The organism is Erwinia sp. V90_4 (genome assembly GCF_029967685.1).
Classification (GTDB): domain Bacteria; phylum Pseudomonadota; class Gammaproteobacteria; order Enterobacterales; family Enterobacteriaceae; genus Erwinia; species Erwinia aphidicola.
Genome location: NZ_JASCAQ010000052.1, coordinates 153,628 through 175,997 on the forward strand (window position 1 = coordinate 153,628; position 22,370 = coordinate 175,997).

The 22,370-nt window shown below is 55.8% G+C and carries 19 protein-coding genes; 14 read left to right on the forward strand and 5 right to left on the reverse strand.

Features of this window, described 5'->3' with window-relative positions; genetic code table 11:
• Nucleotides 1-30: 30 nt before the first annotated feature.
• Nucleotides 31-609, reverse strand: a complete 579-nt coding sequence (locus QLG07_RS13965) for a lipoprotein (RefSeq protein WP_048916942.1) — start codon at nt 607-609, stop codon at nt 31-33.
• A gap of 288 nt (nt 610-897) precedes the next feature.
• On the opposite strand from QLG07_RS13965, the gene bolA reads away from it, so the two are divergent.
• The 4 genes from bolA (at nt 898) to clpX (QLG07_RS13985) (ending at nt 5,176) form a co-directional block, all read left to right on the forward strand.
• Nucleotides 898-1,212, forward strand: a complete 315-nt coding sequence (bolA, locus tag QLG07_RS13970; protein ID WP_048916941.1) for a transcriptional regulator BolA — start codon at nt 898-900, stop codon at nt 1,210-1,212.
• A gap of 320 nt (nt 1,213-1,532) precedes the next feature.
• Nucleotides 1,533-2,837, forward strand: coding sequence for a trigger factor (tig, locus tag QLG07_RS13975; RefSeq protein ID WP_282469459.1), 1,305 nt, complete (start codon nt 1,533-1,535; stop codon nt 2,835-2,837).
• A 331-nt stretch (nt 2,838-3,168) separates the two neighbouring features.
• Nucleotides 3,169-3,792 (forward strand): ATP-dependent Clp endopeptidase proteolytic subunit ClpP, encoded by a 624-nt coding sequence (clpP, locus tag QLG07_RS13980; RefSeq protein WP_048916936.1) that lies wholly within the window; start codon nt 3,169-3,171, stop codon nt 3,790-3,792.
• 109 nt (nt 3,793-3,901) lie between these two features.
• The gene (gene clpX / locus QLG07_RS13985) at nt 3,902-5,176 is read left to right on the forward strand and encodes an ATP-dependent protease ATP-binding subunit ClpX (RefSeq protein ID WP_099754980.1); all 1,275 of its coding nucleotides are present in this window, start codon (nt 3,902-3,904) and stop codon (nt 5,174-5,176) included.
• A 72-nt stretch (nt 5,177-5,248) separates the two neighbouring features.
• Here clpX (QLG07_RS13985) and QLG07_RS13990 read toward each other — a convergent pair whose 3' ends face one another.
• On the reverse strand, nt 5,249-5,842 hold the full coding sequence (locus tag QLG07_RS13990; protein ID WP_048916933.1) for an ATP-dependent Clp protease proteolytic subunit: 594 nt from the start codon (nt 5,840-5,842) through the stop codon (nt 5,249-5,251).
• A gap of 306 nt (nt 5,843-6,148) precedes the next feature.
• Here QLG07_RS13990 and clpX (QLG07_RS13995) point away from each other — a divergent pair, with 306 nt between their 5' ends.
• The 6 genes from clpX (QLG07_RS13995) to QLG07_RS14020 all read left to right on the forward strand — a co-directional run bounded on the left by clpX (QLG07_RS13995) (nt 6,149) and on the right by QLG07_RS14020 (nt 13,574).
• The gene (gene clpX, locus QLG07_RS13995) at nt 6,149-7,423 is read left to right on the forward strand and encodes an ATP-dependent protease ATP-binding subunit ClpX (protein WP_048916932.1); all 1,275 of its coding nucleotides are present in this window, start codon (nt 6,149-6,151) and stop codon (nt 7,421-7,423) included.
• Nucleotides 7,424-7,613: 190 nt separating this feature from the next.
• Nucleotides 7,614-9,968 carry an endopeptidase La gene (gene lon, locus QLG07_RS14000; RefSeq protein ID WP_048916931.1) on the forward strand — a complete coding sequence of 785 codons (2,355 nt, stop codon included), beginning with the start codon at nt 7,614-7,616 and terminating at the stop codon, nt 9,966-9,968.
• A 221-nt stretch (nt 9,969-10,189) separates the two neighbouring features.
• Nucleotides 10,190-10,462 (forward strand): nucleoid-associated protein HU-beta, encoded by a 273-nt coding sequence (gene hupB, locus QLG07_RS14005; RefSeq protein WP_062744954.1) that lies wholly within the window; start codon nt 10,190-10,192, stop codon nt 10,460-10,462.
• 257 nt (nt 10,463-10,719) lie between these two features.
• Nucleotides 10,720-12,591, forward strand: a complete 1,872-nt coding sequence (gene ppiD / locus QLG07_RS14010) for a peptidylprolyl isomerase (RefSeq protein WP_133624273.1) — start codon at nt 10,720-10,722, stop codon at nt 12,589-12,591.
• Between the two features lie 140 nt (nt 12,592-12,731).
• Complete coding sequence (locus QLG07_RS14015) at nt 12,732-13,070, forward strand: helix-hairpin-helix domain-containing protein (RefSeq protein WP_282469460.1); 339 nt, start codon at nt 12,732-12,734, stop codon at nt 13,068-13,070.
• A gap of 102 nt (nt 13,071-13,172) precedes the next feature.
• A complete protein-coding gene (locus QLG07_RS14020; protein WP_048916927.1) occupies nt 13,173-13,574 on the forward strand; it encodes a thioesterase family protein in 402 nt (133 codons plus the stop codon).
• A gap of 76 nt (nt 13,575-13,650) precedes the next feature.
• On the opposite strand, the gene queC is transcribed toward QLG07_RS14020, so the two are convergent.
• Complete coding sequence (queC, locus tag QLG07_RS14025; RefSeq protein ID WP_048916926.1) at nt 13,651-14,346, reverse strand: 7-cyano-7-deazaguanine synthase QueC; 696 nt, start codon at nt 14,344-14,346, stop codon at nt 13,651-13,653.
• Nucleotides 14,347-14,411: 65 nt separating this feature from the next.
• Nucleotides 14,412-16,112 carry an SgrR family transcriptional regulator gene (locus QLG07_RS14030; RefSeq protein WP_282469461.1) on the reverse strand — a complete coding sequence of 567 codons (1,701 nt, stop codon included), beginning with the start codon at nt 16,110-16,112 and terminating at the stop codon, nt 14,412-14,414.
• Between the two features lie 103 nt (nt 16,113-16,215).
• On the opposite strand from QLG07_RS14030, the gene cof reads away from it, so the two are divergent.
• Complete coding sequence (cof, locus tag QLG07_RS14035) at nt 16,216-17,034, forward strand: HMP-PP phosphatase (RefSeq protein WP_282469473.1); 819 nt, start codon at nt 16,216-16,218, stop codon at nt 17,032-17,034.
• A 48-nt stretch (nt 17,035-17,082) separates the two neighbouring features.
• On the opposite strand, the gene QLG07_RS14040 is transcribed toward cof, so the two are convergent.
• Nucleotides 17,083-18,021, reverse strand: coding sequence for a DMT family transporter (locus tag QLG07_RS14040; RefSeq protein WP_048916923.1), 939 nt, complete (start codon nt 18,019-18,021; stop codon nt 17,083-17,085).
• 96 nt (nt 18,022-18,117) lie between these two features.
• Here QLG07_RS14040 and QLG07_RS14045 point away from each other — a divergent pair, with 96 nt between their 5' ends.
• Genes QLG07_RS14045 through QLG07_RS14055 form a run of 3 tightly spaced genes read left to right on the forward strand, consistent with a single transcriptional unit; the run spans nt 18,118 to nt 22,163 of the window.
• A complete protein-coding gene (locus QLG07_RS14045) occupies nt 18,118-18,591 on the forward strand; it encodes an Lrp/AsnC family transcriptional regulator (protein ID WP_099754779.1) in 474 nt (157 codons plus the stop codon).
• Nucleotides 18,592-18,637: 46 nt separating this feature from the next.
• The gene (locus QLG07_RS14050; protein ID WP_048916921.1) at nt 18,638-20,407 is read left to right on the forward strand and encodes a SmdA family multidrug ABC transporter permease/ATP-binding protein; all 1,770 of its coding nucleotides are present in this window, start codon (nt 18,638-18,640) and stop codon (nt 20,405-20,407) included.
• Nucleotides 20,400-22,163 carry a SmdB family multidrug efflux ABC transporter permease/ATP-binding protein gene (locus QLG07_RS14055; RefSeq protein WP_133624268.1) on the forward strand — a complete coding sequence of 588 codons (1,764 nt, stop codon included), beginning with the start codon at nt 20,400-20,402 and terminating at the stop codon, nt 22,161-22,163. The genes QLG07_RS14050 and QLG07_RS14055 overlap by 8 nt, the downstream gene beginning before the upstream one ends.
• Nucleotides 22,164-22,370: the final 207 nt, after the last annotated feature.

The window sequence follows — 22,370 nt, forward strand, 5'->3', positions numbered from 1 at the left end:
AGGCCCGGCTTCCTGCCGGGCCAGGGGGGATTAACGCGCGTTCTGCTTAATGAATTCGCTCACGCTGGTATCCTGCGCCATATCAGCAATCACGTCGCCCAGACTCTGGTTCACGACATTAGTGATTTTCTGATTGGTGGCGGAGAAGGCCCCTTCAACGCTGTTAGTCTGACGGTAGTTCTTGACCTGTTTGCTGCCGTTTTTCGCGGTGGCAATGATCGAGATATCCGCTTTGGTCGTAATGCTGTAACGCACGTTGCCCTCGGTGACATCGGCATACAGACCGTTAACCACGATCTGCAGGTCAACCGCGCCGTTAGGGCCGATCATATAACCACGGGCCGTCATTTGTTTTTCCAGCGTTTCCTGCAGCAGGAAGCGCAGGTCGCGTGATGGCGTCAACGTGATGAGCTGGCCGTCGCGGTTTACCTTCGCCAGAGCCTGATCGCTGCGCTGATCGGCCCCGTTGATGCTGACGGTGATGCCCATCAGGCTTGGGTCGCGCTGCGGCAGCTGAATTTTTGGTGCTACATCAAGCGTATTGCTGTTACTCGCACAGCCAGCCAGAATAAATGCGGCCAGCAGAGGGAAAAATAATTTTTTTAACATGCTTATTTTCTCGATAACGTGAGTAGTATTGCTGACAAAACTGCGGTCATCATAACATCGCCAGTAGCCAGTGGAAGCCCTGATAGCGCGTAAATTCATCGCGTTGCGGATTTTTCAGACATCTGAACGCGTGACGCTTTGACCTTCGGAACCGCGTTAGGTTTCTTTGTGCCGTCAGAGTTATCTGCCATGGTGGGAAAAATTCAGTAAAACGGGCCAGTTTTAGCTAAAAACAGACTACGATTTAAAGGGATGGGGCGTAGTTCTCTGCATCAGAGGAGTTCAGGTATGATCCGCGAACAAATAGAAGAAAAGTTACGTACGGCGTTTTCGCCGGTGCACCTTGAAGTGCATGATGAAAGCTACCGCCATAACGTGCCGGCGGGTGCAGAGAGTCATTTCAAAGTTGTGATCGTTAGCGACAGCTTTGTCGATCAGCGTTTCCTCACGCGGCATCGCGCTATTTATGGCGTGTTGTCTGAGGAGCTGGCGGGCAGCGTGCATGCACTGGCATTACACAGCTACACCTTGAAGGAGTGGGAGGGGTTACAGGATACCGTACCCGCCTCACCGAACTGCCGTGGCGCCGGAACCCTGGCGTAAATTAAGCGCACTCACAGAAAACGGCCTACGGGCCGTTTTTTCATTTATAGCCGCCAAAACCCCTTGTCCTCAGTATTATCTGACGCAATATCGACAAAAAGGGTAAAAGTAGCGCGATTTGGAGGGGCGTGTAGCCTCGACTCGCTTAGACGTTGTCGCTATAATGCTGCGTCTATTTTTCCGGAATGTCTTCGGGACGCTTCTGTTAACAGGGAATGCGGTTCTGGCACCAGAAGCCGTCCCGGTTCTTAGACGCCGCCTGTGTTCACCACTGGCGGCGTCTGAAGTTGACCGAGCACGTGATTTTTTGAGGTAATAAGATGCAAGTTTCAGTAGAAACAACTCAGGGCCTGGGCCGTCGCGTAACGATTACCGTTGATAAAGATGTGATCGAGAACGCGGTGAAAAGTGAGCTGGTCAGCGTAGCTAAGAAAGTGCGCATCGACGGTTTCCGCAAAGGAAAAGTGCCGATGAGCGTAGTGACACAGCGTTACGGTGCTTCCGTTCGCCAGGATGTTCTGGGCGATCTGATGCAGCGCAACTTTGTTGACGCGATCATCAATGAAAAAATCAATCCGGCTGGCGCACCTCAGTATGTGCCGGGCGAATACAAAATCGGCGAAGACTTCACTTTCTCTGCAGAGTTCGAAGTTTATCCGGAAGTTGAGCTGAAAGGTCTGGACGCAATCGAAGTTGAAAAACCGGTTGTTGAAGTGACTGATGCTGACGTTGACACCATGCTGGACACCCTGCGCAAGCAGCAGGCCACCTGGAAAGAAACCGACGCAGCAGCGACAGCTGAAGACCGCGCAACCATCGATTTCTCCGGTTCTGTAGACGGTGAAGAGTTCGAAGGCGGCAAAGCGTCTGACTTCGTACTGGCGATGGGCCAGGGTCGTATGATCCCAGGCTTCGAAGAGGGTGTTGTTGGCCACAAAGCGGGCGAAACCTTCACTATCGACGTCAACTTCCCGGAAGATTACCACGCTGAAAACCTGAAAGGGAAAGCAGCGAAGTTTGAAATCGTGCTGAAGAAAGTTGAAGAGCGTGAGCTGCCAGAATTCACCGAAGAGTTCATCAAACGCTTTGGCGTTGAAGATGGTTCTGTCGACGGTCTGCGTGCAGAAGTGCGTAAAAACATGCAGCGTGAGCTGAAAGGCGCCGTGCGTAACCGCGTGAAGACTCAGGCAATCGATGGTCTGGTGAAAGCGAACGACATTGACGTTCCCGCTGCACTGATCGACGGTGAAATCGACGTGCTGAAGCGCCAGGCTGCACAGCGCTTTGGCGGCAACGAAGCGCAGGCACTTGAGCTGCCACGCGAGCTGTTCGAAGAGCAGGCAAAACGCCGCGTAGTTGTTGGCCTGCTGTTGGGTGAAGTGATTCGTACCCACGAGCTGAAAGCTGACGAAGAGCGCGTGAAAACGATGATCGAAGAGATGGCTTCTGCTTACGAAGATCCATCAGAAGTCATCGAGTTCTACAGCAAGAACAACGAGCTGATGAACAACATGCGTAATGTCGCGCTGGAAGAGCAGGCTGTTGAAGCCGTGCTGGAAAAAGCGAAAGTGACTGAAAAAGCCACTAACTTCCAGGAACTGATGAACCAGAGCCAGCCGGCCTGATTATCAAATCTGTAAGTTGACGTGAAGCCCGCAACCTCCCGGTTGCGGGCTTTTGTCATTTATAGGGAAAAATCCGACTACTTTTAACGGTTGTTTGCTCATTTAATCTGCAAATTATCGCGTAAGCTACTTTTCCTGGTTAGCAGTTGATAAAAACGTTGTTATGCTTGAAATAGCAGGGGATCATCCCCAAATCGTAACCACGAAGTCACCAGCCCGATAACTGTCCGGGCGGCATCGGGTGTAAGGCCTGGAATCATAGTGTTCCTGATCGCTCTCAAGTAATATCACTACAGAGTGTTGCCAAATGAAATTTATCCAGGAGACGATAATGTCATACAGCGGCGAACGTGAACTAACTGCACCTCAGATGGCTTTAGTGCCAATGGTGGTTGAACAAACTTCTCGCGGAGAGCGTTCATACGACATCTACTCGCGCCTGCTGAAAGAGCGCATTATTTTCCTGACTGGCCAGGTTGAAGACCACATGGCCAACCTGATCGTCGCACAGATGCTGTTTCTGGAAGCGGAGAATCCAGAAAAAGACATCCACCTGTATATTAACTCTCCTGGTGGCGTGATCACCGCAGGGATGTCGATTTACGACACCATGCAGTTTATTAAACCTGATGTCAGCACCATCTGTATGGGCCAGGCTTGCTCCATGGGAGCATTTCTGCTGACCGCAGGGGCGAAAGGTAAGCGTTACTGCCTGCCAAATTCACGCGTGATGATCCACCAGCCACTGGGCGGTTTCCAGGGCCAGGCATCTGATATTGATATCCATGCGCGTGAAATTATCAAAACCAAGCACATGATGAATGAACTCATGGCGAAACATACGGGTCAGACGATTGAAACGATCGAGCGCGATACCAATCGCGACCGTTTCCTGTCGGCGAGCGAATCCGTAGAGTACGGCTTAGTGGATTCCGTGTTGTCCCAGCGTAACTGATTAACATGTTGTTGTGACATAGTGCCGTTGCCTCTGCAGGCCGTTCAGGTGGCGGCCTGCGAAGCTGACCCCAAGTGGGAAGGTGAGTGTGACAATGAGGGGAAAGTAAATGACCGATAAACGCAAAGACGGTTCAGGGAAGCTGCTGTACTGCTCTTTTTGCGGCAAAAGCCAGCATGAAGTGCGTAAGCTGATTGCCGGCCCGTCAGTGTATGTCTGCGATGAATGCGTCGACTTATGTAACGACATCATCCGCGAAGAGATTAAAGAGGTTGCGCCGCACCGCGATCGCAACTCGCTGCCTACGCCGCATGAGATCCGCCACCACCTTGACGATTACGTTATCGGCCAGGAGCGGGCGAAAAAGGTGCTGTCGGTGGCGGTGTATAACCACTACAAGCGCCTGCGCAACGGCGACACCAGCAACGGTATCGAGCTGGGCAAAAGTAACATTCTGCTGATCGGCCCGACCGGTAGCGGTAAAACCCTGCTGGCGGAAACGCTGGCGCGCCTGCTGGACGTGCCGTTCACCATGGCGGATGCCACCACGCTGACCGAAGCGGGTTACGTGGGCGAAGATGTGGAAAACATCATTCAGAAGCTGCTGCAGAAGTGCGACTACGACGTGCAGAAAGCGCAGCGCGGCATTGTTTACATCGATGAAATTGACAAGATTTCGCGTAAATCTGACAACCCGTCGATTACCCGCGATGTCTCCGGCGAAGGCGTACAGCAGGCGCTGCTGAAGCTGATCGAAGGCACGGTGGCGGCGGTTCCTCCGCAGGGCGGGCGTAAGCATCCGCAGCAGGAGTTTTTACAGGTTGATACCTCGAAAATTCTGTTTATCTGCGGCGGGGCGTTTGCCGGCCTGGACAAAGTGGTGTCGCAGCGCGTGGATACCGGCACCGGGATTGGCTTTGGCGCCTCGGTGAAGGGCAAGTCAGAGAAAGCCACCGAAGGCGAGCTGCTGGCGCAGGTGGAGCCGGAAGATTTGATCAAGTTTGGTCTGATCCCGGAGTTCATCGGCCGTCTGCCGGTGGTGGCAACGCTGACCGAGCTGAGTGAAGACGCGCTGATCCAGATCCTGCGCGAGCCGAAAAACGCGCTGACCAAGCAGTACCAGGCGCTGTTTAACCTGGAAGGCGTGGAGCTGGAGTTCCGTGAGGATGCGCTGACGGCGATTGCTAAGAAAGCGATGTCGCGCAAAACCGGCGCGCGCGGCCTGCGTTCAATCGTGGAAGCGGCACTGCTGAATACCATGTACGATCTGCCGTCGCTGGACGACGTCGAGAAAGTGGTGGTGGATGCTCAGGTTATCGAAGGTGATAGTGAGCCTAAGGTGATCTACGGTCAGCACGAAACCCAGCAGGCTTCCGGCGAATAAGCGGCGAGCGAGGCAAATAAAAACGGCCCGTATAAACATACGGGCCGTTTTTTTATCCCCGGAGCACGTAAATCAGGCTTCCAGTTCATCCCAGCTACTGACCACGTGAGTAGCAATACCGTAATCAACGGCCTGCTGCGGACTCATCCAGTAGTTGCTGTCGGTGTCTTTCTCGACTTTCTCCAGCGGCTGACCGGTTGCATTGCTGATCAGCTTATTAATACGCTCACGGGCGCGCAGCAGCTCTTTGGCCTCGATTTCAATGTCTGAAACCTTACCGCGCACGCCGCCCAACGGCTGGTGGATCATAAAGCGAGTATTAGGCAGCGAGTAACGGTCATTTTTCTCGGCAGCAAGGAAGATGGTGATCCCAGCGCTGGCGACCCAGCCGGTACCGATAACCATCACTTTCGGCTTAACGAATTTGATCATGTCGTGGATGGTATCACCCGCTTCGACGTGACCGCCCTGGCTGTTGATGAACAGCTTGATCGGCTCATCGCCCATTTCCTGCAGGATCAGCAGCTGAGCGGTAACTTTCTCGGCAAGTGCCTGATTAATCTCACCGGAAATGATAATAGAGCGTGACTGCAGCAGTTTATTGACTGCCAGCGCTGAACTCTTCTCTTCCTGGCCGGTTTCTTCTTTCTCTGGCTCTTGCGGCATGTTTACACTCCATCGGATTATCATAAGTGACCAGAGTTTAGCATAATCCAATTATCAGCTAAATCAACAGTAACATTGACCCCTATTTCTTATCTAAAACAGCATGTTAAATCGAAATCTGGCATCATGTTCAGCCGCTTGCTCACTTTTAGTACAGTCGCGCTCTGCGCACTATCCTGTGCACCTTTAACCCGGTGTTATGGAGTTTTACTGCCATTGGTCGGGGGAAATGGGCTATATTAAGGGCTGATACGCATAAATGAGACAGCCCACTTCAGGTCTGTTGATAAGGCATGAGGTTAACTGATGACAGAGAAGCGCAAAGACGGTTCAGGGAAGCTGCTGTACTGCTCTTTTTGCGGCAAAAGCCAGCATGAAGTGCGTAAGCTGATTGCCGGCCCGTCAGTCTATATCTGCGATGAATGCGTCGACTTATGTAACGACATCATCCGTGAAGAGATTAAAGAGGTTGCGCCGCACCGTGAGCGTAACTCCCTGCCTACGCCGCATGAGATCCGCCACCACCTTGACGATTACGTTATCGGCCAGGAGCGGGCGAAAAAGGTGCTGTCGGTGGCGGTGTATAACCACTACAAGCGCCTGCGTAACGGCGACACCAGCAACGGTATCGAGCTGGGCAAAAGTAACATTCTGCTGATCGGCCCGACCGGTAGCGGTAAAACCCTGCTGGCGGAAACGCTGGCGCGCCTGCTGGACGTGCCGTTTACCATGGCGGATGCCACCACGCTGACCGAAGCGGGTTATGTGGGCGAGGATGTGGAAAACATCATTCAGAAGCTGCTGCAGAAGTGCGACTACGACGTGCAGAAAGCGCAGCGCGGCATTGTTTACATCGATGAAATTGACAAGATTTCGCGTAAATCTGACAACCCGTCGATTACCCGCGATGTCTCCGGCGAAGGCGTGCAGCAGGCGCTGCTGAAGCTGATCGAAGGCACGGTGGCGGCGGTTCCTCCGCAGGGCGGGCGTAAGCATCCGCAGCAGGAGTTTTTACAGGTTGATACCTCGAAAATTCTGTTTATCTGCGGCGGGGCGTTTGCCGGCCTGGACAAAGTGGTGTCGCAGCGCGTGGATACCGGCACCGGGATTGGCTTTGGCGCCTCGGTTAAGGGCAAGTCAGAGAAAGCCACCGAAGGCGAGCTGCTGGCGCAGGTGGAGCCGGAAGATTTGATCAAGTTTGGTCTGATCCCGGAGTTCATCGGCCGTCTGCCGGTGGTGGCGACGCTGACCGAGCTGAGTGAAGACGCGCTGATCCAGATCCTGCGCGAGCCGAAAAACGCGCTGACCAAGCAGTATCAGGCGCTGTTTAATCTGGAAGGCGTGGAGCTGGAGTTCCGTGATGAAGCGCTGACGGCGATCGCTAAAAAGGCGATGTCGCGCAAAACCGGCGCGCGCGGCCTGCGTTCAATCGTGGAAGGCGCGCTGCTGGACACCATGTACGATCTGCCGTCGATTGACGACGTCGAGAAGGTGGTAATTGATGAATCGGTGATCGCCGGTGAAAGCCAGCCGATGTTGATTTATGGAAAACCGGAAGCGCAGCAGGCATCTGGCGAATAAATAACCAAATCAATCCAGTCAGTTATCTTAAAAGGGGGAAAATGTTCCCCCTTTTGCTTTTCTCGTTACCCCAACATTGAATCTATTCCGTTCATCCCCATATACTCAGATACCTGTGGGTCAAACTGCACTTTTTCTGGATGATGTGGTTCCCCTTACCCTGGCGGAAATTAAACTAAGAGAGAGCTCTATGAATCCTGAGCGTTCTGAACGCATTGAAATCCCTGTGTTGCCATTGCGTGACGTAGTGGTTTATCCGCACATGGTCATTCCGTTGTTTGTCGGTCGTGAAAAATCAATTCGCTGCCTCGAAGCCGCCATGGATCATGACAAAAAGATCATGCTGGTCGCTCAGAAAGAAGCTTCAACGGATGAACCTGGCATTAACGATCTCTTCTCAGTCGGGACCGTTGCCTCAATTTTACAGATGCTGAAACTCCCTGATGGCACGGTGAAAGTGCTGGTGGAAGGGTTGCAGCGCGCACATATCACTACGTTATCTGATAACGGCGACCATTTTACCGCCCAGGCAGAGTACCTGGCGTCGCCGGAAATCGAAGAGCGCGAGCAGGAAGTGCTGGTGCGTACGGCGATCAATCAGTTTGAAGGCTACATCAAACTGAACAAGAAGATCCCGCCGGAAGTGCTGACTTCCCTGAACAGCATTGATGACGCTGCACGCCTGGCAGATACCGTTGCGGCGCATATGCCGCTTAAGCTGGCTGATAAGCAGTCCGTTCTGGAAATGTCCGACGTTAACGAGCGTCTGGAATATCTGATGGCGATGATGGAATCGGAAATCGACCTGTTGCAGGTTGAGAAACGTATCCGTAACCGCGTCAAAAAACAGATGGAAAAGAGCCAGCGTGAGTACTATCTGAATGAGCAGATGAAGGCGATTCAGAAAGAACTCGGCGAGATGGACGATGCCCCGGACGAAAACGAAGCGCTGAAGCGCAAAATCGACGCGGCCAAAATGCCGAAAGAAGCGCGCGACAAAACGGAAGCTGAGCTGCAGAAGCTGAAGATGATGTCGCCGATGTCGGCAGAAGCGACCGTCGTGCGCGGCTATATCGACTGGATGGTGCAGGTGCCGTGGAATGCGCGCAGCAAGGTGAAGAAAGACCTGCTGAAAGCACAGGAAACGCTGGATACCGACCACTTCGGCCTTGAGCGTGTGAAAGACCGTATCCTGGAATATTTGGCCGTCCAGAGCCGCGTCAGCAAAATCAAAGGCCCAATCCTCTGCCTGGTTGGACCGCCTGGCGTGGGTAAAACCTCGCTGGGGCAGTCGATTGCCAAAGCCACCGGACGTAAATACGTGCGTATGGCGCTGGGTGGGGTGCGTGATGAAGCAGAGATTCGCGGCCACCGCCGTACTTACATCGGCTCTATGCCAGGTAAGCTGATCCAGAAAATGGCAAAAGTGGGCGTTAAAAACCCGCTGTTCCTGCTGGATGAGATCGACAAAATGTCCTCGGACATGCGCGGTGACCCGGCCTCGGCGCTGCTGGAAGTTCTTGATCCTGAGCAGAACATCGCCTTTAACGATCACTATCTGGAAGTGGATTACGATCTCTCCGATGTGATGTTTGTCGCGACCTCAAACTCGATGAACATTCCGGCACCGCTGCTGGATCGTATGGAAGTGATTCGCCTGTCCGGCTACACCGAGGACGAAAAACTCAATATTGCTAAGCAGCACCTGCTGTCCAAGCAGATTGAGCGCAATGCGCTGAAGAAAAATGAGCTGACCGTGGACGACAGCGCCATCGTTGGCATCATTCGTTACTACACCCGTGAAGCGGGCGTGCGTAGCCTTGAGCGTGAACTGTCCAAGCTGTGCCGTAAGGCGGTGAAAACCCTGCTGATGGATAAGTCGATCAAACATATCGAAATCAACGCCGACAATCTGAAAGATTTCCTCGGCGTGCAGCGTTTCGACTACGGTCGTGCCGACAGCGAAAACCGCGTCGGTCAGGTGACCGGTCTGGCATGGACGGAAGTGGGCGGCGATCTGCTGACCATTGAAACCGCCTGTGTTCCGGGCAAGGGCAAACTGACCTACACCGGGTCGCTCGGTGAAGTGATGCAGGAATCTATCCAGGCCGCACTGACCGTGGTGCGCGCCCGCGCGGAGAAGCTGGGCATCAACGCAGATTTCTACGAGAAGCGCGACATCCACGTCCACGTTCCGGAAGGGGCAACGCCGAAGGATGGTCCAAGTGCCGGTATCGCCATGTGTACTGCGCTGGTTTCCTGCCTGACCGGTAACCCGGTACGTGCCGATGTGGCAATGACCGGTGAAATCACGCTGCGTGGCCAGGTGCTGCCGATCGGTGGCCTGAAAGAGAAACTGCTGGCGGCTCACCGTGGCGGCATCAAAACCGTGCTGATCCCGGATGAGAACAAGCGCGATCTGGAAGAGATCCCGGACAACGTGATTGCCGATCTGGATATTCACCCGGTGAAGCGCATCGAGGAAGTTCTGGCTCTGGCCCTGCAAAATGCCCCTTACGGCATGCAGGTTGTCACCGCGAAATAGTGATTTAAGGCAAATTCACTGTAAAACTAAGGCTGGCGAGTGAAATGGTGCTTGCCAGCTTTTTTATGTGCCGCTACTTTAAGTGCTGTTAAGCCAGTGACGGCAAGGTTGCGAGTCTCTGAGGCTCAACAAACTCAGGCTAAACGGCCATAACAAATGATTGCACCCAGTTGAGCGGAAGAGTCCGACTCACGGTGTATAAAATAATAGGGGATGAGTGAGTGAATAAGTCACAGTTGATCGACAAAATTGCTGCAAACGCCGATATTTCTAAAGCGGCAGCCGGACGTGTATTAGATGCATTTATCGGTTCAGTCACCGAATCTCTGCAGGCTGGCGACGAAGTAGCGCTGGTTGGTTTTGGCACCTTCTCTGTGCGTGAGCGCGCTGAGCGTACCGGTCGTAACCCACAAACCGGTAAAGAGATCACTATTGCTGCGGGCAAAGTCCCTGGCTTCCGTGCCGGTAAAGCACTGAAAGATTCCGTAAACTAAGTTAATTAAGCTGCCGTTGAAGCAGATTTCTTCGGCGGAGTGAGGATCGCCCGCGCGTTCTCATGTAACATACCGGGCACATCAGCATAATGATGTGCCTTTTTTTATGTTTCAATGACAAACGCGCAATGCGGTTGTCGACAAAGTGCAACTCCACGTTGTTTTTGAGTTGCCGCAGCGCATCGGCGTAGTCCGTCCCTGGAGGGATGATAAGCGCAGGGTTTTACATTCATACTACAGCGGAGTGTTGTCACACCATGATGGACAATTTACGCGCGGCGTCGAACAATGTCGTGCTCAAAATTTTACTGGGTCTGATCATCCTTTCCTTCGTCCTCACCGGCGTAGGCGGTTATCTGACGGGCGGTAACGGTGATTACGCCGCGAAAGTGAACGGTCAGGAAATCAGCCGTGCTCAGCTTGAGCGCGCCTTTAGCAGCGAACGTTCTCGTCAGCAGCAGATGCTGGGCGAGCAGTTCTCTCAGCTGGCAGGCAATGAAGGCTACATGCAGCAGATCCGCCAGCAGGCACTGTCGCAGCTGATTGATGAGCAGCTGCTTGACCAGTACGCGAAAGATATTGGCCTGGCGATTAGCGATGACCAGATCAAACAGGCAATCTTCACCCAGCCCGCTTTCCAGACCAACGGTAAGTTTGATAATGCGAAATACCTTGGCATGATCGGCAACCTGGGCTTCTCGGCCGATCAGTATGCGGAAGCGCTGCGTAAGCAGCTGACCACTCAGCAGCTGATCCAGTCCGTTACCGGTACAGATTTTGTGCTGGGGAACGAAGCAGACTCGCTGGCAGCGCTGGTCGCTCAGCAGCGTCTGGTGCGGGAAGTGACGATTAACGTCAATGCACTGGCGGCGAAGCAGAATGTGACCGCGGATGAGATTAACAGCTACTACCAGCAGCATAAAAATGAGTTTATGTCGCCGGAGCAGTTCCGAGTCAGCTATATCAAGCTGGATGCAGCCAGCATGCAGCAGCCGGTCAGCGAAGCGGATATTCAGAGCTGGTACGATCAACATCAGCAGGACTACACGCAGCCACAGCGCGAGCGCTACAGCATCATTCAGACCAAAACCGAAGCTGAAGCACAGTCGGTACTGGATGCGCTGAAAAAAGGCGCTGACTTCGCCGCACTGGCGAAAGAGAAATCCGCTGACCCAATCTCTGCCCGTAACGGCGGTGATATGGGCTGGCTTGAGCCGGATACCACGCCGGACGAGCTGAAAGGCGCAGGTCTGAAAGAGAAAGGCCAGCTGTCTGAGGTGATCAAATCTTCCGTTGGCTTCATTATTGCCCGTCTGGATGATATTCAGCCGCAAAAAATCAAAGCGCTGTCTGAAGTTCACGACGACATCGCGGCGAAAGTGAAGCAGGAAAAAGCCATCGATGCCTATTACAAACTGCAGACCAAAGTCAGCGATGCTGCCAGCAATGACAATGAGTCACTGGCCAGCGCAGAGCAGGTTGCGGGCGTGAAAGCGGTTGAAACCAGCTGGTTTGGTCACGACAACGTGCCTGCCGAGCTGAATTTTAAAGCGGTGCAGGATGCTATCTTCAACGGCGGTTTGGTTGGTCAGGGCGGTGCTCCGGGCAGTAACTCTGACATTATTACCGTCGATGGTGACCGTGCCTTCGTACTGCGCATCAGCGAGCACAAACCGGAAGCGGAAAAACCACTGGCTGAGGTCAGCGCGCAGATCACCGCTGCGCTGAAGCAGCAGAAAGCTCAGCAGCAGGCGAAAGCTCAGGCAGAGAAACTGCTGGCCGAGCTGAAAGCAGGTAAGGGCGATGAAGCGCTGAAAGCGGCCGGTCTGACCTTCGGTGCTCAGCAGACGCTGGCACGTACCGGTCAGGATGCACTGTCACAGGCGGCATTCACGCTGCCACTGCCAGCCGCAGACAAGCCGTCGTACGGCATCAGTGAAGATGCTCAGGGCAACGTCGTACTGCTGGCGCTGGATAAAGTGCAGAGCGGCAACATGCCGGAGGCGCAGAAGCAGGCAATGGTTCAGGGTATCACCCAGAACAATGCCCAGCTGGCTTTCGCTGCATTGCTGAGCAACCTGCGCAAAGAAGCCAAGATCAAGTACGGTGCAGCAGCGCAGGCGCAATAAGCCTCGCAAATTCACTGCAACTTACTGCAACACCCAAAGGCCGCTTATGCGGCCTTTTCCATTTCTGGGATCGGCTGTTTGTCGGGGTGACGGTGCGGGAGTAGGGTGGCGGTGCTGTCAAACACATGGAGGAAAACAGCATGTTTAATCGTACTTTACAGGCACTTTCGCTGGCGCTGGCTATCGGCATCACGTTACCCGTCGCGGTCAGCGCTGCGGCACCGAAAGAGGCGGTCGCCGAGGTCAAAACGGCGCCGCATGATAAAGGCAGCGCGGAAAGCGCCGGGCAGGTAAGCATTAACAGCGCCAGCGCGCAGGAGCTGGCGGCAGCGCTGAACGGCGTCGGCTTGAAAAAGGCGGAGTCGATAGTTAGCTACCGCGAGAAGTACGGTCCCTTTACTCAGTTGGATCAGCTGAAAGAGGTGCCGGGGATGGGCAACACGCTGGTGGAAAGGAATCTGTCACATATTAAATTGTGATCCGCATCCAGAGTCTTTAATTCGACCTGCAACAAATGCGGCCTGGCTGCTAATCTCAGAGGTCATACCAGTTGGTATGGCCTTTTTTATCGGGAGATTATCGTGACAACCACCACCATTAAAGTACGCGGCTACCATCTGGATATCTATCAACACGTGAACAATGCCCGCTACCTGGAATTCCTCGAAGAAGCGCGCTGGGCGTGGTTTGAACAGCTAAGCGCCTTTCAGTGGATGACGCAGAGAAATCTGGCGTTTGTGGTGGTAAATATTAACATTAACTATCGCCGCCCGGCGGTGATGGGCGATGTGCTGAATATCGACAGTCAGCTGCTGAAGCTGGGAGGGAAAAGCGGAGTGATTGCTCAGCGCATTACGCTGGATGGCGATGGCACTGAGGTGGCTGATGCGCAGCTGACCTTTGTCTGCATCGATCTGCACAGCCAGAAAGCGCTGCCGCTGGAAGGGGAACTGAAAGCCCACCTCGAAAGTATGCTAGCTTGACTGAATATCACTAACCTACCCGTAGGGGCGAGGCATGCCTCGCCCTGGTTTTAAGCATGCCTCGCCCTGGTTTTAGTCACTGAAGTCCGGTTTTTGTTTTCATCGCCTGCATCACCGCTGACGGATTTTGCTGGTACTCCTGCAGCCCGTTGGCGCGCAGGTGGCAGGCGGCACAGTCACCACAGCCGCTGCCCTTAATGCCGTTATAGCAGGTCAGCGTCTGGTCACGCACCAGCGCCAGCTGCTGCCAGTAGTCGGCCAGTGCCCAGGTCTCGGCTTTATTCAGCCACATCAGCGGGGTTTCGAATCTGACATCCCGCGCCATTCCCAGCGCCACGGCATGATTCAACGCTTTAACAAACTCATCGCGGCAGTCCGGATAGCCCGAGAAATCGGTTTCGCATACGCCGGCGATCACCGCTTCCGCTTCGATCTGGTAAGCGTAAATCGAGGCGAGCGTCAGGAACAGAATATTACGGCCCGGAACAAAGGTACTTGGCAAGCCGCTGGCTTCAGGGTCGTAAGTCGGTACCGGAATGTTGTCGCGCGTCAGGCTGCTGACTGCCAGTTCGTTGAGCATGGTGACATCCAGCACTTTGTGCGCCCTTGCGCCCAGCGCTTGCGACAGTTCGCCGGCAATGTCGATTTCCGCACGGTGGCGCTGGCCATAATCAAAGGTAATGCAGTGCACTTCATCATACTGCTGCAAAGCCTGAATCAGGCAGGTCGTTGAGTCCTGCCCACCGCTGAATACCACCACTGCACGTTTCATTATCTTTTCCTCATAATTTGCTGCCGGCTATGGTACTGCCTGATGCGCAATAAAAACAGCACTGCTCAGGAGATAGCAACCGGAGGCGGGATCCACGCACGGGAGAAATCGAACCAGCCCCAGGCATTCAGGTGAATACCCTCCACGTCCGGCGGGGCACTGACCTGATAGCGGTAGTTAAACAGAGGGGTGATGATGGCATCGCTCATCAGCTGCTGGAACAGCGCCTGCAGCCCGGCGTGTCGCTGAGTCAGTTCAGTATGCTGCTGTAAATGGTCAAGCTGGTGCAGCAGGCGCTGCCAGCGCTGCTGGCCAAGCATCTCCGGCCAGAGCGGATCGAGCCGCAGCCAGCTTTCCAGGGTAAACACCGGCGCTTCGCCAATCAGACGGTCGCCCATCACCAGGTCGGCCTGGCCCAGCGACGGGTAATCCTGCCAGTTCTTTGCCGCATGGAAACAGAGCGTCAGCTCACAGCCATGCAGCGCCAGCAGCTGACGTAATTTTTCCGCCATCGCATGCAGTTCAACCGGCAGATGGTAGTGCAGGCTAAGGTGCGCAGGCAGAGAGAGCTGCGCCTGCGGCTGCCAGTCGGGGATCTGCCAGCCCGGCAGCATTTCCCGGCTCGGCGTAATTAATCCCTCTTCCAGCGGCAGCTGTTCAATCACTTCAGGCTGATGTACCAGCGCCATAATTTGCTGCGCCTGCGCGGCCGACAGCGGGCTGTGCTGGCCTCTCGCCAGATAGCAAAAGCCAAGGCTGATACGCTGGCTGACCGGCTGAAGCTGCGCCAGCTCGTGCTGAGTGCCAATGGCAATCTGCACCGGATGACGGCAGCTGGTGCCGAGCTCACGGTCAAAGAGCTGCGGCGCTATCCAGTACTCAATGGCCTGCATCAGCGGGTGCGCGGCGTGATACCAGCCGTGGCTTTCCAGGCGCAGCAGTGCGGGTGTGTTGATCATCACGCGCCAGGGGCCGCAGCCGATATCCGGATTGTCCGGATGGGGCAGCAGGCAGTGAACGCTGGCGAGGCGATGTGCCAGCCAGCAGTCTGGCCGCAGTAAATCAATCCGCAGGCAGAGCCGGTGCGCGGCGCAGACGGTTTTTACCGCCGGGAGTAGCTGCTGGCCGACCTGACTGGCGACGATAGCCTGCAGGCGCTGCTGTAGCTGTCCGGCGCTGACGGCTTCACCGTGATGCCAGCGTAGCTGCGGGCGTAAAAAGAAATACCAGCTTAGCCCATCATCGCTCACCTGCCAGTGATGGGCGAGGTCGGGAATGGCCTCATCACCCGCCAGGCGGCTCAGCCCGGCAAACACCTGCTGGGCCAGATGCTGCTCTGCGCGCCCGGCCTGCTGCATGGGGCGCAGCGAATCGAGCGGACGATAGTAGGGAATACGCAGCGTTGGCTGGTTATTTTGCCACTGGCCGCCCATAAAGGGCTGCAGTAATTGGCTAAGCTGTTCCGGCGCCAGCGCCACCATTTGCAGCGCATGCTGCGGCTGGCCGTTATCCAGCTGTTGCAGCATCAGATCGCTGCGTAACGCGGCGGGGGACTGCAGAAAAATCAGCGTGCCGCGCTTGCCGCGCCCTGAACTGGCCTGCCAGTCCAGCCAGCCACTCTGCTGCCACTGGCGTAACAGGGTTCGGGCATGGCGCTCGCTGCAAAAACAGCGGCTGCCAATTTCGCTTACGCTGGTGGACTGCGGCTGCCCGGCGCTGTGCTGCCAGAGCCTTTGGTACTGGTTCAATCGATTGAGCTGTCGCATCTCGCCCCAAACCCGGAACAATTTTTAAAAAGTATTCACTATTAGTTCCGCAAATACCAGGGGATACTCCTGGTAGATGAAAAATCGACCACTTGGAGAGAAAATGGTGCGCCTTGCTGCTTTTGATATGGACGGTACGCTGCTGCTGCCAGACCACAAACTGGGTGAGCAGACCCTGCAAAGCCTGCGGGCGCTGAGATCGCATCCGGTTCATCTCACGTTTGCCACAGGACGCCATTTTCTTGAGATGCAGCCGCTGATGCAGCAGTACGATCTGCCGGCGTATCTGATCAGCGGCAACGGCACCCGCATTCACGACCCGCTGGGGAACCCTTTGTACGCCTGCGATCTCCCTCCCGATGCTGCCTGGCAGGTTCTTCACAGCCACTGGGAGACGCGCGCCAGCCTGCACGTGTTTAACGATAATGGCTGGTTTACGCAGTACGATGTGCCAGAAATCCTGCGGGCGCATCAGCTGAGTGGTTTTCGTTATCAGCTCACCGACCTGCGCCGGATCCCCGCGCATCAGGTGACGAAAGTCTGCTTTATTGCTGATTATCAGGCGCTATGCCAGCTGCAGATCCAGCTGCGCGAAGCGTTTGGCGACAGTGTCCATCTCTGTTTTTCTGCGCGCGACTGTCTGGAAGTGCTGCCGCTCAGCTGCAATAAAGGCGCCGCACTGGCTCGCCTGTCCGCACAGCTGGGTGTGGAAATGGCGGAGTGTATGGCGTTTGGCGATGCGATGAATGACCTGGAGATGCTGGGCAGCGTGGGTCACGGCTTTATTATGCGTAATGCGATGGAGCAGCTGAAAGCGATGCTGCCCCAGCTGCCGATCATTGGAGACTGTGCGACACAGGGCGTGTCTCATTACCTGAATCACTGGCTGAACACACCACACCTCGACTATTCCCCCGAATAATGAGGCCCGTTATCCAGTGTGCCGGACAGGATGTCCGGCTTTTTTCGTTTAGTGACGTGCAGCACGCTCAGCGGCCAAAATGGCCTGTCGAGCACGCGCGCCACGGTACAGCGTCAGCAAAATTCCCAGCAGGAAGGGCAGCAGGAGCCACAGCGATTCGCGGCTGATGCTGTTTCCGCTCAGCGCACTCTCCAGCGCCACGGCAATCAGCGGGAACACAAGGAACACCAGCGAGGCCTGAAACGGCTTGGCCACCTGCTGCAACGCGAAGTACGCCAGAATACCGCCCACCCCCGCCACTACGCCAAGATAAGCAATAGACAGCAGAGCCTGAGGGGCAAAGCTGTGATAATCCGGCGCTTCCGTCAGGCCAGCCAGCGTCAGCAGCACGCCCGCACCCAGGCAGGGTAGCGCGTTGTAGCTCAGTACCGAGATGCCCGAGCAGCGTTTTTTGCACTGTACGTACATCAGCGCATGGATCACCACGGCCGCCACCAGCGCGGCCACGCCCTGCCACTGGCTGTCGCCGCTGGCGCGAGTTTCATGCCATAAAATAGTGCTCAGTGCGCCGATACTGATAGCCAACCCCAGCAGCTGCTGCAGCGTGGTCTTTTCACGTAAAAACAGGATTGAAGCGGCCAGCACGGCAGCAGGCATGGTGGCAAAGATAATGGCTGCGAGGCTCGACGAGGTGTAGCGCTCACCGTAAATCATCAGCGTAAAAGGGATGGCAAAGTAGAACAGCATCACGCAGAGCTGGAAGCCGCGCTGACCGCGGGGAAACAGCAGTGGCACCTTTTTATAACGCGCCAGCAGCAGCAGTAGCGGTGCAGCGCAGAGAAAGCGCAGCCCGGTAGCGAAAATCGGCGGCACGGTCGCCACGGTAATTTTCATCGCCATCCACGTCGTGCCCCAGGTCAGAGCAACAGCCGTAAACAGGCCGATAATCAGTAGATTATGGTAACGATTAGCGTTCATTTTGGTCATCCCTGAAGATTGTAATAGTAGGGGACCAGATTAACTAAACGCCTGGGGAAAAGGTTGCTATAATTCTACTCCCTTTCTTATCTATGAGAGAAAATTTTGCTCCCAAATCCGCTGGATAAAAAAGACAGAATGCTGCTAGATCTGCTGCAGCGAGATTGCACACTCTCTTTGCAGGCGCTGGCCGATGCCGTCAGCCTGACCACCACCCCCTGCTGGAAGCGCTTGAAAAGGCTGGAGGATGAAGGCTATATTCGCGGCCGGGTCGCGCTGCTGGATGGCGAGAAACTCGGCCTTGGTCTGACCGCCTTCGTATTAATCAAAACTCAGCAGCACAGCAGCAGCTGGTTTCAGCAGTTTGTCGAGCTGGTGCAGGCGATGCCGGAAGTGATGGGCTTTTACCGTATGGCCGGGGAGTATGACTATCTGCTGCGCGTTCAGGTCGCAGATATGAAAAGCTACGACGGCTTTTATAAACGCCTGGTGAACGGCGTCCCGGGGCTGATCGATGTCACTTCGAGTTTTGCCATGGAAGAGATAAAATACACTACCGCATTGCCGGTTGCCCCATAGTGAGGCTGACCGCTCTCTCTCTTCGATCGATGATCAGGATGTTTTTGTGCGACTTTTTAGCCAATTAAGCTGGTATTTTCTGCGCGAATGGCGCCGCTATCTCGGCGCGGTTCTGCTGCTGATCGTGATTGCCTTACTGCAACTGCTGCCGCCGCACGTGGTGGGAAAAATCGTTGATGGCGTCAGCCGTGACGGTATGAGCAGCGCTCAGCTCCTGCTGTGGGTGGGGGCGATGCTGCTCACCGCCGTGGTGGTCTATTTGCTGCGCTATGTCTGGCGCGTGCTGCTGTTTGGTGCCTCTTACCAGCTGGCCGTGGAGCTGCGCGAAGATTTCTACCGCCAGCTCAGCCGCCAGCATCCCGGCTTTTACCTGCGCCACCGCACCGGTGACCTGATTGCCCGCGCCACCAACGATGTGGACCGCGTGGTATTTGCGGCGGGTGAAGGCGTGCTGACGCTGGTCGATTCGCTGGTGATGGGGCTGGCGGTGCTGATCGTCATGAGTACTCAGATCAGCTGGCAGCTGACGCTGCTGGCACTGCTGCCGATGCCGGTGATGGCGCTGGTGATCAAGCGCTATGGCGACCAACTCCATCAGCGCTTCAAGCTGGCGCAGGCGGCGTTCTCCTCGCTCAACGATCAGACGCAGGAGAGCCTGACCAGCATTCGCATGATCAAAGCTTTTGGTCTGGAAGATCACCAGTCCGGGCAGTTTGCTGCTATCGCCAAAGACACCGGCGAGAAAAACCTGCGCGTGGCGCGCGTTGATGCGCGTTTTGACCCAACCATCTATATCGCCATCGGGCTCTCTAATCTGCTGGCGATCGGCGGGGGTAGCTGGATGGTGTGGCACGGCACGCTGACCCTCGGCCAGCTGACCAGTTTTGTTATGTACCTTGGGCTGATGATCTGGCCCATGCTGGCACTGGCGTGGATGTTTAATATCGTCGAGCGCGGTAGCGCGGCCTGGAGCCGCATTCAGTCGCTGCTGGCGGAAGCGCCCGCGGTCACCGACGGCAGCAAGCAGGTGCCGGAAGGGCGGGGCCTGCTGCAAATCGCGGTGCGCGAGTTTTGCTATCCGGGGGCGCAGCAGCCCTCGCTTCGCAACCTCAACGTCAATATCAAACCGGGGCAGATGCTCGGATTATGTGGCCCGACCGGCTCGGGAAAAAGCACGTTGCTGAGTCTGGTACAGCGCCACTTTGATATCGATCAGGGGGATATTCGCTACCACGCTATCCCGCTGCCGCAGCTGCGGCTGGACAGCTGGCGCAGCCGTCTGGCGGTAGTCAGCCAGACGCCTTTCCTGTTTTCCGACAGCGTCGCCAACAATATTGCCCTTGGCCGCCCGGGTGCGACGCAGAGCGAGATTGAACAGGCTGCACAGCTGGCGTTTGTCCATGACGATATTCTGCGCCTTCCTGAAGGTTATGAAACCGAAGTCGGTGAGCGTGGCGTGATGCTCTCCGGCGGGCAAAAACAGCGTATCTCCATCGCCCGGGCGCTGCTGATGAATGCTGAGATCCTGATTCTGGATGATGCCCTGTCAGCGGTCGATGGCCGTACTGAACATCAAATTCTGCATAATTTGCGGCGCTGGGGAGAAGGGCGCACGGTGATCATTAGTGCTCATCGTCTGTCTGCGCTGACTGAGGCCAGTGAAATTCTGGTGCTGCAGCACGGCGTAGTGGCTCAGCGCGGCAATCATGAACAGCTCGCCAGCAGCCCGGGCTGGTATCGCGATATGTACCGCTATCAGCAGCTGGAAGCGGCGCTGGATGACGACGAGATCGAACAGGGAGTGCCGCATGGCTAGAGTAACCCATCAGTGGCCGACAATTAAACGGCTGCTCTCCTACGGCAGCCCGTGGCGCAAATCCCTCGGCATGGCCGTAGTGATGCTGTGGATTGCGGCGGCGGCAGAAGTGCTCGGACCGGTGCTGGTCAGCTATTTCATCGACAATATGGTGGCAAAACATCATATGCCGGTCGGGATCGCTGTCGGGCTGGTGGTCAGTTTTCTGCTGCTGCAACTGCTGGCCGCCGGACTGCACTATTGGCAGGCGCTGCTGTTCAACCAGGCCGCCGTGGGCGTTGTCCAGCGCCTGCGCACCGACGTGATGGATGCGGCGCTGCGTCAGCCGCTGAGCGCCTTCGATACCCAGCCGGTAGGCCAGATTATTTCACGCGTCACCAATGACACCGAAGTGGTGCGTGACCTCTACGTCACCGTGGTGGCGACCGTGCTGCGCAGTGCGGCGCTGGTGGGTGCCATGCTGGTGGCGATGTTTAGCCTCGACTGGCGCATGGCGCTGATTGCGATTGCAATCTTCCCGGCGGTGATTGTTGTCATGCTGATCTACCAGCGTTACAGCACGCCGATTGTACGCCGGGTGCGCAGTTATCTGGCGGAGATTAATAACGGCTTCAACGAAGTGATCAACGGCATGAGCGTGATCCAGCAGTTCCGTCAGCAGGCACGCTTTGGCGAACGCATGCGGGATTCCAGCCATTCGCACTATCTGGCGCGCATGCAGACCCTGCGGCTCGACGGCTTCCTGCTGCGGCCGCTGCTCAGCCTGTTTTCCGCGCTGATCCTCTGTGGGCTGATGCTGCTGTTTGGCTTTTCCTCGGTCGGTTCTATCGAGGTCGGCGTGCTCTACGCCTTTATCAACTACCTCGGGCGCTTAAATGAACCGCTGATCGAACTCACCACTCAGCAGTCGATGCTGCAGCAGGCGGTGGTGGCCGGCGAGCGGATTTTCGAACTGATGGATGCACCGCGCCAGCCCTATGGTGAGGATGTTCAGCCGCTGCAAAGCGGCAGTATTGAGATCCGTGACCTGACCTTTGCCTATCGTGAAGGGCGCCCGGTGCTGAGCGATATCAATCTCTCGGTGCCATCGCGCAATTTTGTCGCCCTGGTCGGGCACACCGGCAGCGGCAAAAGCACGCTGGCGAACCTGCTGATGGGCTACTACCCGCTGAGCAAGGGGGAGATCCTGCTGGACGGACGCTCGCTACCGACGCTCAGCCATGCCGCCCTGCGCGACAGCGTGGCGATGGTACAGCAGGATCCGGTGGTGCTGGCCGATACCTTCTTTGCCAACGTCACCTTAGGAAGGGATGTCAGTGAGGATGCGGTATGGCAGGCGCTGGAAACGGTGCAGCTGGCCGGGCTGGCGCGTGAAATGAGCGATGGCATTTATACCCGGCTGGGGGAGCAGGGTAATAACCTCTCCGTCGGTCAGAAGCAGCTGCTGGCGATGGCGCGCGTGCTGGTTGCCACGCCGCAGATCCTGATTCTGGATGAGGCCACTGCGAACATCGACTCCGGTACCGAGCAGGCGATTCAGAAGGCGCTGCGCGCCGTGCGCGAACGTACCACGCTGGTGGTGATTGCGCACCGCCTCTCAACCATTACCGAAGCCGATACCATTATGGTGTTGCACCGTGGGCAGGCAGTCGAGCGCGGCAGCCATCAGCAACTGCTGGCCGCACGCGGGCGCTACTGGCAAATGTACCAGCTACAGCTGGCAGGTGAAGAGCTGGCTGCGGCGGAAAATCAGTAATCTGCGCCGCTGCGCTGCACCAAATGCAGGCGAATAACGGCCTGCATCCCCTCAAATGCACTGCACTAACGCACAACGCACCGTAATGGTGCGTTTTTTTTGTGCTCAATCCCGTACCGTGATTTTCCCGGCGATCTTCCTCCCAGTCGCGACTCAGACCAGCACTGACTAATCGTCTGAAAAATTCAGATTTTTGAACTATGGCAC

Coding starts and splice junctions, on each gene's coding strand:
- QLG07_RS13965 (WP_048916942.1), bottom strand. CDS start 609: ATGTTAAAAAAATTATTTTTCCCTCTGCTGGCCGCATTTATTCTGGCT.
- bolA (WP_048916941.1), top strand. CDS start 898: ATGATCCGCGAACAAATAGAAGAAAAGTTACGTACGGCGTTTTCGCCG.
- tig (WP_282469459.1), top strand. CDS start 1,533: ATGCAAGTTTCAGTAGAAACAACTCAGGGCCTGGGCCGTCGCGTAACG.
- clpP (WP_048916936.1), top strand. CDS start 3,169: ATGTCATACAGCGGCGAACGTGAACTAACTGCACCTCAGATGGCTTTA.
- clpX (WP_099754980.1), top strand. CDS start 3,902: ATGACCGATAAACGCAAAGACGGTTCAGGGAAGCTGCTGTACTGCTCT.
- QLG07_RS13990 (WP_048916933.1), bottom strand. CDS start 5,842: ATGCCGCAAGAGCCAGAGAAAGAAGAAACCGGCCAGGAAGAGAAGAGT.
- clpX (WP_048916932.1), top strand. CDS start 6,149: ATGACAGAGAAGCGCAAAGACGGTTCAGGGAAGCTGCTGTACTGCTCT.
- lon (WP_048916931.1), top strand. CDS start 7,614: ATGAATCCTGAGCGTTCTGAACGCATTGAAATCCCTGTGTTGCCATTG.
- ppiD (WP_133624273.1), top strand. CDS start 10,720: ATGATGGACAATTTACGCGCGGCGTCGAACAATGTCGTGCTCAAAATT.
- QLG07_RS14015 (WP_282469460.1), top strand. CDS start 12,732: ATGTTTAATCGTACTTTACAGGCACTTTCGCTGGCGCTGGCTATCGGC.
- queC (WP_048916926.1), bottom strand. CDS start 14,346: ATGAAACGTGCAGTGGTGGTATTCAGCGGTGGGCAGGACTCAACGACC.
- QLG07_RS14030 (WP_282469461.1), bottom strand. CDS start 16,112: ATGCGACAGCTCAATCGATTGAACCAGTACCAAAGGCTCTGGCAGCAC.
- cof (WP_282469473.1), top strand. CDS start 16,216: ATGGTGCGCCTTGCTGCTTTTGATATGGACGGTACGCTGCTGCTGCCA.
- QLG07_RS14040 (WP_048916923.1), bottom strand. CDS start 18,021: ATGACCAAAATGAACGCTAATCGTTACCATAATCTACTGATTATCGGC.
- QLG07_RS14055 (WP_133624268.1), top strand. CDS start 20,400: ATGGCTAGAGTAACCCATCAGTGGCCGACAATTAAACGGCTGCTCTCC.